At 64.4% G+C, this 12,049-nt stretch carries 3 protein-coding genes and 1 pseudogene; 1 reads left to right on the top strand and 3 read right to left on the bottom strand.

Annotated features, from left to right (window positions below; translation table 11 throughout):
- Positions 1-498 precede the first annotated feature (498 nt).
- Positions 499-1,497: a sensor histidine kinase gene (locus tag ACZ5TO_RS19885; protein WP_464800941.1), complete on the top strand. Its 999-nt coding sequence runs from the start codon at positions 499-501 to the stop codon at positions 1,495-1,497.
- Between the two features lie 77 nt (positions 1,498-1,574).
- On the opposite strand, the pseudogene ACZ5TO_RS19880 reads toward ACZ5TO_RS19885, so the two are convergent.
- From ACZ5TO_RS19880 to ACZ5TO_RS19870, 3 genes and pseudogenes are all read right to left on the bottom strand, one after another.
- Positions 1,575-2,420, bottom strand: a pseudogene (locus ACZ5TO_RS19880) (ABC transporter family protein); the annotation flags it as partial.
- Between the two features lie 234 nt (positions 2,421-2,654).
- A complete protein-coding gene (locus ACZ5TO_RS19875) occupies positions 2,655-3,092 on the bottom strand; it encodes a pyridoxamine 5'-phosphate oxidase family protein (protein ID WP_464800940.1) in 438 nt (145 codons plus the stop codon).
- 438 nt (positions 3,093-3,530) lie between these two features.
- Complete coding sequence (locus tag ACZ5TO_RS19870) at positions 3,531-11,930, bottom strand: glycoside hydrolase family 94 protein (protein WP_464800939.1); 8,400 nt, start codon at positions 11,928-11,930, stop codon at positions 3,531-3,533.
- Positions 11,931-12,049 lie beyond the last annotated feature (119 nt).

Raw genomic sequence — 12,049 nt, 5'->3', positions numbered from 1 at the left:
GGACGGTGATACGACTATTTTTGAGAGAGAAGGTTCGAATAGAGCGCGGTGCCAATCGCGCGGTAGACAAAGCTCGGCAAGCAAAAGATCGATGACGCATCTATAGGGTATTGAGGTTACCATGTCAACGATTAGTTTTCACTGGGCGCTATCTCTCCCATAGGTTGCGCCGATCAAACGCCGCATCAAAGCCCTGAAAAAGACATGGGTGCGGTAACCATATCAAAGTCGCTGGGTTCCTCATAAAGTATTGAACTTGTAAATAGGTTTTCAATTGTTGACCACGCTGAACGCGTCGTTATTTTCTTGAGGATTTCGAACCGGCAACTCTGCCGTTCCGCTCGACATATCAACGAGCATGCCCATTAAGTGCCGTGCCTGTTCGGGTTCGATATGATATGATGTCTCTGAACGTCGCATGAGGATTTGCATCCGGCGACTTTCCTGCCGACTGATGGCTCGTGCCCCGCGAGTTTTCGGCCCTCGAGGGCCATTTCTATGTCGAACGCACCAATAGTTCATTTCGAAGCGGCGAGTACGCTTGCCGTGATGGTTTCATCGAACGAGCCGCTGCTTTTCCTTTCCAGAGACCAGAAGGTCATAGCAGTGAGCACATCGTTCTGCCGGACGTTCGAAATCGATCCTGCGACAATCCCCGGCAGAACGCTCGCTTCGCTTGGAAACGGCGAATGGGCAATGCCCAAGCTCGCCTCCCTCCTGCAGGCGACCGCGTCCGGAAGCGCGCGGATCGAGGCCTACGAAATCGATCTCCAGCGGCCAAACCGCAAAACGCGACAGTTGATCGTCAATGCGCAGGTTCTCGACGACGGCGACACGGCGCGTATCCGGCTGCTGCTGGCCATCACCGACGTAACGGACGCGCGTGCCGAAGCGAAGCTGAAGGATGACCTTATCCGGGAAAAGGCCATCCTGATGCAGGAGGTCCAACACCGGGTCGCAAACAGCCTTCAGATCATTGCCAGCGTGCTCATGCAGAGCGCACGCCAGATTCAATCTGAGGAAGCGCGCGGCCGCCTTCACAACGCTCACCACCGGGTTATGTCGATCGCGGCCGTGCAACGGCAGCTTTCTATGTCCAGCGCCGGCAACGTTGAACTGCACACCTACTTCACGCAGCTTTGCGAAAGCCTCGGCGCGTCAATGATCGCGGACGACGACCGGCTTTCGATATCGGTGAACGTGGATGACAGCGTGGTAGAGGCCGACGTTTCTGTCAGCCTCGGGCTCATCGTGACAGAATTGGTGATCAACGCGCTCAAGCACGCCTTCCCGGGGCAACAGATCGGCACGATCGTCATCGACTATTGCTCGACAGGCAGCGACTGGACGCTTTCCGTCGCTGACGACGGCATCGGTATGCCGACCTCAGTTATGCGGCGGGCGTTCGCCCTGAGCGTCGCAATGTCGGGCATGACGTGGATAAACCACGAGCACTCGTTGATGAGTGCATTGGCCAGCTCGGCACCCGTAACGTAATGCTGCAGGCTGACCTTGTTGTCCATGTAGGGAATCAGGCCCGGCGCATAGGCGACGATCCGCGAGCCGATGAAATTGTGGACGAGCTCGAACCCCAAATAGCCGGCAGTCACCCGGTTCAGGCTGGCCCAGGTTTTGTCGATGTCGAGATACCGGCGCGCATTGACGACCTTCTGGGCCCTTTCGCCATGGAGGACGGCAACATGGAAGCTGCGATGCAGCAGGGTGTTCAATTCGGCGCGGTAGCTGCCCTCGGCCCATTGCATGCGCACCGACAGGCGCTGGAGGATCCCACAGAGCTTCGCCGCGACGACGGTGTTGAGCGACACGTAAATCGCGACCGCCGCGAAGGCCAGGAACGCGCTGCCATAGCTGCCCAGGAACGCGAGCCCTCTGACATGGCTCGACATCTCGATGAGCTTGCTGCCGACGAAGCCAAGGGACAGCACGACGCCGGCAATGCCCATCGCGAGCCCGATTGCGCCCCCGGTCATGCCTTTGATCGATTCCTGGACGCGTTGATCGACATTGTCAGGCGCGGGGGTAGCCGATCCGGCCGCGTCGGATCCGAATTGCTGAAGATGGAAATGCGTGTGGTTGGTATCGAGCAGGGCTTCGTTGAAGCGTCGGTCGAGCCATTCGCGCCACTTGCGGTGGAGCGTGCTCGAAAAGAAATGGCGGACTGCCGTGAAACACACGTCCTTCATGATCGCGATCGCGGCAAGCGTTGCCGCTGTTGTCAACAGGGCCGTGGGCGTGGTGGGTGTGGTCGGATGGTGGAAATTGGCGATCCGGTTGATCAGTTCGCCCGAGGTGACAGCGAACCAGACGCTGGCCTGGGCGGACAATGCCGTCAGCACAAGGATGGCGCATGTCAGTCCCCAGGCCTCGCGCCAGCTTTCGGAAAACCAGTAGGCGCGCATCAGGCCCCAGAAGCTGCGCATTGACGAAACCGGGCTTGTATGGCCGCGCGTCTCGCCGCCGATCATCCTTCTGACGGATGAGCCTATTCGCCGGGCATGACTGCGCATGGCGACTTGATCTCCCCGAACCGATGCAAGCAGAAATCTGGCGCAGGCGCCGCAGTTGTCAAATCGAGACGACGAGCCGAGCGCCGAGACCTTGAGGCTCGCTCACATGAATACCCCCGCCTGCCGTCAGGCCATCGTTGCTTGCCGCCCCGATAATGTGTCGATCTCCACGCGATAGAAGACCGGCCGCGTTTGCGCATCCGGATGCGCAACCCCTTCAGGCTTGTAGGCGCCCGGTTCCCACCAGTTGCCGCGCTCCTGCAGGAGCTGCCAGGCGCGCATATGTTCGCCATGGTCCTTTTCGTCGTCAGGCAATTCCCGATAGAGGCCCTCCAGAAGGACGCTTTTCCATTCCTCCGAGGTCGCCAGCTGTTCGACCTGCACGCAGACGCGCGGATTGAAGCGAAGGCTGTCGATCTTCTTTCCCGGCAGTGAAAAACGGTAGAAGACGCGTTTCTGATAGACGTAGCGGATCGGCACGACATAGGGCCGGTTGCCGGAGATACATCCCAGATGGCCGATGGAGTTCGTCGAGAGCGTGGCCTCGCATTCTGCCCTTGTCATATCCCGCAAAATCATTCCGACCTCCCGGCATGGTTGCCATGGAAAGCACGGCGATGGACGCCGGCCGCCTGCAATCGATTTTGCGCCTTTTCAGGCGCTGTGGCAAACAGCGGCAACACGGCGGGTTTGCTCTGGAACAAGGGCGATCGTGGAACGTTGAGGTGCAGTGAAGTGCCGTCCGCATTTGCCACCTACGGCAAGACGATCACGAGCACTCACCGGAGCCTGTCATGGACATCACCACCCTTGTCATCATCCTCCTTGTCGTCGTTCTCTTGGGCGGCGGCTTTTATGGCCGTGGGCGCTGGTATTGAGCCACATCGTTCCCTATGCCCGGCTGGCGCTAGCGAGCCGGGCAGTCCAGCGTCGAACACCAAGCTCACCGTTTGTACCGTGATAAATTCTAGGCGGACGCGACTTTCGAGCTTCATCGACAGCTTATTCAACCAGCACCAGAACATGCCTGTCACCATCCACGGGCAAGCGTATCGGGCCGCCGGCGTGGGGCAATGAAGAGCCGTCCAACGTCGCGGAGGGTGGTCGATCGGAAGCCCGTCTGACCTCGATATTGTAGCAAGTGTCTCCCAATTTGACCGTCACCTCGACCTGCGGCCATGATGCCGGCAGGCAGGGTTCCATCACGAGCACTCCGCCTTGCCGGCGCAGGCCGAGGATGCCCTCGATGCCGGCACGGTACATCCAGGCGGCGGAGCCGGTGTACCATGTCCAGCCGCCGCGCCCGATATGCGGCGCGACCGAATAGACGTCGGCGGCCACCACATAGGGCTCGACCTTGTAGCGCAGCGCCGCCTCCGGCGTGCCCGCATGGTTGATCGGGTTGAGGAGCGCGAAGAGACCGTGCGCCTTGTCGCCCTCCCCCAGCCGGGCGAAGGCGAGGATCGCCCACATGGCGGCGTGGCTGTACTGGCCGCCGTTCTCGCGCAGGCCCGGCGGATAGCCCTTGACATAGCCCGGATCACGCGGGGTTGCGTCGAAAGGCGGCGTGAAGAGAAGCGCAAGCCCGTCCTCCCTGCGGATCAGGTGGCGCTCCAGCGACGCCATGGCGGCGGCGGCACGGGCGGGATCGGCGGCGCCGGATAGAACCGCCCAGGATTGGGCGATGCTATCGATCCGGCATTCGTCATTGTCCTTCGATCCCAGCCATGAGCCGTCATCGAAGGTGGCGCGCCGGTACCACGCCCCGTCCCAGGTTTCCTGTTCAATGGAAGCCTTGAGCTTCTCCGCATGCGCCTTCCAGCGCGCGGTGCGTTCGGGGTCGCGGCTTTCCGCAAGCGGCGCGAACAGGTCGATCGTGCGGATCAGCAGCCAGCCGAGCCAGACGCTTTCCCCCTCGCCACCCTCGCCGACCCGGTTCATGCCGTCGTTCCAGTCGCCGGTGCCCATCAAGGGCAGGCCATGCCGGCCGGTGAGCGCGACAGCTTGGTCAAGGCCGCGGGCGCAATGCTCGAAGAGAGAGGCCGTCTCGCCGGAGGGCGTCGGCTGGAAGAAGGCATCGTGTTCCCCCTCCGCGAGGACCGGCCCGTCCAGGAACGGGATGGCTTCATCGAGGATCGCCGCGTCGCCGGCCGTTCCGATATAGGTCGCGGTGGCGAAGGCGAGCCACACGCGGTCGTCAGAAATCCGCGTGCGAACACCCGCGCCGGAATGGGGCAGCCACCAATGCTGTATGTCGCCTTCGGCAAACTGCCGACCGGCGGCGCGCAGGATGTGCGCCCGCGTCTCCTCCGGCCGGGCGAAGGCCAAAGCCGTGCCGTCCTGCAACTGATCGCGGAAGCCATAGGCGCCGCTGGCCTGATAGAAGGCCGAGCGCGCCCAGATGCGGCAGGCGAGCGTCTGGTAAAGCAGCCAGCCGTTTAGCATGATATCCATCGCCCGGTCCGGCGTCCTGACCTGCACGGTCTGCAGTAGCGTCTGCCAATGCGCGTTCACGTCGGCAAGAACCGCATCGAGATCGGCGGCGCGGTAGCGGGTGATCAGCGCGCTCGCCGCCTCCGCCGAAGCGGCCTCGCCGAGGAAGGAGATGATCTCGATGCTTTCGCCCGGGTCGAGCTCAATCATACATTGCAATGCGGCACATGGATCGAGACCCGCGCCGACCTTGGCGCCGAGCGGCGCTTTCCTTGCCAGCGCCGCCGGTCGCGCGGAACTGCCGCCCCGCCCGAGGAACTCCGTACGGTCGCCGGTCCATGCGGTCTGCCGGCCGCCAAGATCGGCAAAAGCGACCCGACCGGGAAATCCCATCGCGGATCGATTGCGCGCGAAGATTACGCCGGTCTCGGCATCAAGAGATGTGGCGATGAACGGCGCGTTTGCACCGCGCAGGGTGCCGAGTACCCACTCGGCATAGCTCGTGACCGACAGCCGGCGCGGCCGCGACGAATGGTTGGTCAGCGTCAAGCGCGAAATGCGAATCGGATCGGCGAGCGGCACGTAAGAGAGCAGGTCGCTTTCGATCCCGTGCGCCCGATGGCTGAAACGGCTGTAGCCGAAGCCGTGGCGCGCGATATACCGCCCGTTATCGCGGATCGGCTGGCCCGTCGGGCTCCAGAGTTCCAGCGTCTCCTCGTCGCGGATGTAAAACGCCTCGCCGGAGGGGTCACCGACCGGGTCGTTGGACCATTGGGTGATCTGGTTCTCGCGGCTGTTTTCCGCCCAGCTATAGGCGCTACCGTCCGCCGACACTTGGAAACCGAAGGCGGGATTGGCAATAACGTTGATCCAGGGCATCGGGGTCATCGCGCCTTTTTCCAGCACGGTCACATATTCCGTGCCGTTCCTGTCGAACCCGCCCAGCCCGTTGAAGAATTCCAGATCCACCGGTGGCGCGACCATCTCGGCCGAGGATTTCGAGGGAAAGGGCGGCGGCAGAGGAGCCGAGCGCTCGACGCCAGCAGAAAGACGCGCCAGCTGATCGGCGATGAGGCCGCGATGGGCGGACAGCACGACGCGCGCGGTGGCGTTCAGCAGGTTTTTCGTCTCCTGGTTCAGGAAATCGGCGCGCAGTACATGCACCGCGCCCTGCGCCGGCAGGTCGCCGAAACGAGGGCGGGACTGGCTGGAGCGCACGGCGGCCTCCACGGCGTTCTGCAAGTCCTGCACATAGGAGGCGGCACGTTCGTTGACGATCACCAGATCGACGGCGAGCCGCTTGATGCGCCAGTATTCGTGTGCGCGCAGCATCTGGCGCAGCTGGGGAAGGTCTTCGGTATCCTCGATGCGCAGGAGCACGATCGGCAGGTCGCCGGAAATGCCGTAGGGCCACAGGCCCGACTGCGGCCCGGCACCGGCGAGGATGGCATCCGAGGCGGGGCGGAAGCGCGCGTCGGCATAGACGATGGGCGCGGCAAGGCGCTGGAAGTCCGCCGCCTCCTCAAGGTCCATGTCGAGATGGTGAAGCTGCACCTGCGCCTGGGTCCAGGCGAGCGTCTTCGCCCGCTCGAAGGCGCTTCTGTCGTGGTGCTTGTCGATGCGTTCAAGAAGCTCTTCCCGCGATCGTGCGACGACCGTCCAGAAGGCAATGCGCGCCACTTTGCCGGGAAGCACCCGCACGCTGCGGCGCAGCGCGAAGATCGGATCGAGCACGGTTCCCGCGGTGTTGGAAAGCGCCTGCCCGTCATGGATGGCGGCGGCGGTGGCGATGGAACGGCCGCGCCCAAGGAAACGGGCGCGATCGGATTCGTATTGCGGATCGGCGATCGCATCGCCCTCGACCACGGCAAAGTGGGCCGCCCAGATCTCCGCCTTCGAAGGCGCCCGGCGGCGGCGCGTGGCGATGAGCGCGCCGTATTCGGCCAGATGCTCGGTCTCGACGAACATCTTGGCGAAGGCGGGATGCGCGTTGTCGGTTGCCAGCGTGGCAAGCACCAGTTCGGCATAGGAGGTCAGCTCGATCTCGCGCGCCCGCCGCCCGCTATTGGTGAGGCAGATCCGGCGCACCTCGCCGTCATCCTCGCCGGAGACGATGACATCCATCTCCGTCGTCAGCGTCTCGTCATGGCGAATATATTGCGCGTGATCCTCGCCGAAGACCACCGAGGCCTCGGCCCTGTCGCCGACTACCGGGAGCGTGGGGGAGAAGATCGTGCCGGTCTGCATGTCCCTGAGAAAGATGAAAGCACCACAATCGTCGCGGGTCGCATCCTCGCGCCAGCGCGTGACGGCGATATCGCGCCAGCGGCTGTAGCCGCCGCCCGAGGCCGTCAGCATGACCGCATAGCGCCCATTGGACAGGAGATGCGTGACCGGCGCGCCGGCGACGGGCAGCGAGAGCCGGCGCACCGACGGCGCCGGGTTCAGCGAAATGCCCGCGGATGCCTTGACCTCCTCGGCGCGCGGGCGGGCGATCGCCACGTCGCGCGGCATGCGCTCCGACAGCAGAAGTTCGCTGGCCATGATCATCGGCTCACGGTGGAACCGCGCCCGCATGCGCCCGTCCTGCAATAGAACGGCGATGGCGACGATGGTCATACCCTGGTGGTGGGCCATGTAGCTGCGGATGATCTCGACGCGGGCGTCTTCTGGCAGGCGGGCGCGGGTGAAGTCCAGCGCCTCGTAGAAGCCGTGCACGCCGCGCGCGCCGAGGGATTCGAGATGCCGGTAGTTTTCGAGCGCAGCATGGGGATCAACCATGGTGGCAAGGCCGGTGGCATAGGGGGCGATGACCATGTTGCCTGAGAGCCCGCGCTTGAGGCCGAGCCCCGGCACGCCGAAGTTGGAATATTGATAAGTGAACTCTATATCGCGCGCATTGAAGGCGGATTCCGATATGCCCCAGGGCACGTGCCGCGACCGCCCATAGGCCTCCTGCCTCGCGACGATCAGCCTGTTTGTGTCGTCGAGCAGGCTTCCCGCCGGTGCGCGCATCACGAGCGACGGCATGAGATATTCGAACATCGAGCCCGACCAGGAGATCAGCGCCGAGCCGCTGCCGAGCGGCGTCGCCGCCCGGCCGAGGCGGAACCAATGGCGCGTGCTGACATCGCCCTTTGCGATGGCGAAGAAGCTAGCAAGCCGGGCTTCCGAAGCGAGAAGGTCGTAGCAGTTCGGATCGAGCCCGTTGTCGGCGAGCGAATAGCCGATGGACAGAAGCTTCCGGTCGGGATCGAACAGAAAGGCGAAATCCATGTCGAGCGCCATGGTGCGGGCCGTGTCCGCAAGCGCCTGAAGCCGGGCTTTCACGGAGGCGGCATCGTCGCGGAAGACCTGCCGGTCGCGCGCGGCCTGTGTGACGGATCGGGCGAGCGCGCCTATCCAGAACGTAAGATCGGCGGCCGTGCCGTCATCGGCAGGTGCTGCCTGCTCGGCCAGTTTCAAGGCCTTGTCAAGAAGCCGTGTCAATGCCGGTGTTGCGGCCTCGATGGATTGGGGGCCACGCACGAGGGCTTCAGCCTCGTCGAGAATGGCTGTCAGGCCGGCACCGGGATTGCCGGGCCTGTCGGCAAGAGCGATACGGGCGAGCGCCAGCGTATCGCCGAAGCCCTGGCCGTCTTCCGCCGGCGGCATCGCGGCCCACTCCTCGCAGGCATTCGCCAGCGCGATCAGGTGGCCGGCGAGATTGCCGCTGTCGACGGAGGAGACATAGGGGGGAGCAAGGGTTCTGAGATCGCGCGTATCGTACCAGTTGAAGAAATGTCCGTTGAAACGGTCGAGCCGCTTGAGCGTAGAAAAAGTCGCTTCCAGCCGTTCGAGCGTTTCAAGGGTTCCCACCCAGCCGAAGTCGCGCGCGGCGACCGTCGAGAGCAGATAGAGGCCGATATTGGTCGGCGAGGTGCGGTGGGCGATGGTGGGCAGCGGGGTTTCCTGAAAATTGTCCGGCGGCAGCATGTTTTCCAGCGGCGTGACGAAGGTTTCGAAGAACCGCCATGTACGCCGTGCGACGAGCCGGAGTTCCGCCGCATCGCCATCCGAAAGCGCCCTGCCCGGCCGTGCCGGCGGCGACCGGCTGACCCAGAGCGCGACGGCGGGCGCGGCCGACCAGAGGAGTGCCAGCAGCACCGCCAGAGGCCAGGCGGCCGGCGAAAACGCGACCGCAGCGGCGAGAAGAACCAGCGCTGTCGCCACGCCACCCGCCATGTCGCGGTAGAAGCCGGCAAGCGTCAGCCGCGTGCGGTTTCCGGATGTCGCGGCGGTCGTCCATTCCAAGAGTTTCCTGCGCGTCATCATCAGGCGGCCAGCGGTTCTGAGCACGGCATCGCAATTGCGCCACGCCTGATCGGGCAGGAAAGAGAGGCCAAGCGCAGCCTGCATCGCGGCGAGCTTGATGTCGCCGGCAAGCCTGACGGCATGGCTGCTCAGTTGCAGGCCGCTGCGGCGCGGCAGGATGCCGAAGGCTACCGGCAGGAAAGCGGGAAGGACGATTGAGGACGCGATCAGCAGCGCGCCCGTCACGCCCGCCTGCAACGGCATCGCGCAACAGGCCACGAGCGCCGCGAATGTCGACGGCGCGATGAGGGTGCGGCGCAGATTGTCCAGCATCTTCCAGCGGCCGAGTGCGGGAAGTGCCCGCCGCCCGAATATCCACGGCAGCAGCTGCCAGTCACCGCGCGTCCAGCGGTGCTGGCGCCGGGCGGCGACGTCGTAGCGCGACGGAAAATCGTCGACCACCTCGACATCGGAGGCAAGCCCCGCCCGCGCGAACGTGCCCTCGAAAAGGTCGTGGCTGAGAAGGGTATTCTCGGGTATGCGCCCGGCCAGCGCCGCCTCGAAGGCATCGACGTCATAAATGCCCTTGCCGGTATAGGAACCCTCACCGAACAGATCCTGATAGACGTCGGAAACGGCCGCCGCATAGGGATCCATGCCGCCGGGCGCGGAAAAGACCCGCTGGTAGAGCGAGCCTTCGCGGCCGATGGGAAGCGACGGGGTGACGCGCGGCTGGATGATCGCATAACCATCGACGACCCGCTGCTGCACGGTATCGAAGCGCGGCCGGTTGAGGGGATGCGCCATCTTGCCGATCAGCCGCAGGACCGTGTCGCGCGGCAGTTTCGTATCCGCGTCGAGAGTGATGACATAGCGCACGTCCGGCGGGACGGACGGCGATTTTCCGCCGAGCGCCATGAAGCTGGTGTCGGTGGCGCCACGCAGCAGGCGATTGAGTTCGTGCAGCTTGCCACGCTTGCGCTCCCAACCCATCCAGAGGGTTTCGCCGGTATTGAACCGGCGCCTGCGATGCAGCAGCAGGAAGCGGTCGCCAGAAGGACCCGGCCCGTGCCGGCGGTTGAGGTCGGCCATGGTCTCGACAGCGAGCGCGAGAAGCGCGCCATCGCCCTCGACGGTCTCCTGCGAGGCATCCCTTCCGTCGGTCAGCAGGGCAAAGCTCAGGTCGCCGCCAGCGCCCGAGAGATGATGGACCTCCAGCCGCTCGATCTGCTCCAGCAGGTCGGCACGGTTGCTCAGGAGCGTCGGCACGACGACCAGCGTGCGTGACGACGATGGGACGCCCTGCGCGAGTTCGAGACCTGGAAGGCGGGTCGCGCCATGGCTCCAGTTCACGAAGCGGTTGACGAGCGCCGTCGCTATATCGCTCGCCGGCAGCAGCGCCAGCACGGCGAAGACGGCCATGCCGGATACGGAAAGACCGGCGATGGACAGCAGCCATAGCGCCATCGCCACAAGCATCGCCGTCATGAGGCCGATCGCCCCGACATAGCCGGCAATGCCTGTGCGCGCCGCCAGCCTCAGAGCGATCAGATGCTTGGGCGGGCGGAACCCGAACCTGCGCTCGAAGGCCGGCCGCCCTTCCGCGATCAGATGGTAGCCCGGATCCCCGACACGTTCGGCCTGCGAGGCGGTGTCGCCCGTGACCGGTGCCGCCCGTGCCGCTTCCACCGCCTGCCCTGCAATGTCGAGTTCCGACAGGTCCGAGCCGCGGGCGAGGTCTTCGATGGCGCTGCGATAGAGGTTGCGCGTGGCAAAATCCATGCGGGCGAAGCTGCCGTCGGCCGAAAGGCGCGCATCGACGAGGCTGACCTTTTCAAAAAGATCGGCCCAGTCGACATCGCTGATCAGCCGCATGCTGGTGATGATGTTCCTGATCGTGACATTCGATGCGCCCTGGCGCTGCTGGGCATGCCGCACCACGGCATCCACCGAGCTATCCTGCTTTGCCAGCCGCGCCTCCAGCCAGCCATGCGCCGGCGTCGTGCTGGGGTCCTGGTCGCGCAGCCGTTTGGCAAGCTGGGCCGCGAAGAGCTCAGGCAGGGGGTCGGCGGAGACCTTTTCAAGCGCGCTGCCGCGACCCTCGTTCGCCAATAGCCGGTCGGCCAGCGCATCCGCCTCGGCACGCATGCGGCGCCCGGCGGTGATCTGGTCGGCAAGCCTGCGCAGGTTCTCGACGAGCACGATGCGCAGGGTGATCGCCACAGCCCACAATTCGCCGATCGTCAGAGGCTGGACCTTCTGATAGGCGGCGATGAAGCGGACGAGCGTCTCTGGATCGAAATGGCTGTCGGTGTGCGCGACGAAGGCCCAGGCAATGCCGAAGACGCGTGGATATCCGGCGAAAGGCCCCTCGGCGAGTTTTGGCAGCTGCCTGTAATAGTTGGGCGGCAGGTCGTCATGGATCTCGCGGATTTGCTCCTCGACCAGATGGTAATTGTCCAGCAGCCATTCCGCCGCGGGCACGACGCCGCGCTCGTTTTCCACCTCCAGGGCGCTTGCGCGGTAGGCGGCGAGTAGGACCCCCGCGTTGCTCTTCAGGCGCTTGTGCAGCGATTGGACGGATGGCGGCCGCTTCGTTACCGGTTGGGCTAGCGCAAGGGTCGCGGCGTGCTGCTCGAGCCGTTCGATGCCGAACAGTTCTTCCCGCACGGGCATGGGATCGTTCCATGGCATGCCCGGTGCCCGGCGGAAACCGTATCCGGACGACGGACTGTTGCCCTCGCCTGTCCCGTCCGTAACTACTTGCGGCTCCGGCGCCGACTTGGAGCCCATCT

It is taken from the genome of Shinella sp. Sh6, assembly GCF_055392685.1.
Note: the sequence above shows the minus strand (reverse complement) of the source record. Positions and strands in the feature narration are given on the sequence as shown.

Bases quoted from the DNA above. Each gene is read 5' to 3' on its own strand.
- ACZ5TO_RS19885 (WP_464800941.1), top strand. From the start codon at position 499: ATGTCGAACGCACCAATAGTTCATTTCGAAGCGGCGAGTACGCTTGCC.
- ACZ5TO_RS19875 (WP_464800940.1), bottom strand. From the start codon at position 3,092: ATGACAAGGGCAGAATGCGAGGCCACGCTCTCGACGAACTCCATCGGC.
- ACZ5TO_RS19870 (WP_464800939.1), bottom strand. From the start codon at position 11,930: ATGCCCGTGCGGGAAGAACTGTTCGGCATCGAACGGCTCGAGCAGCAC.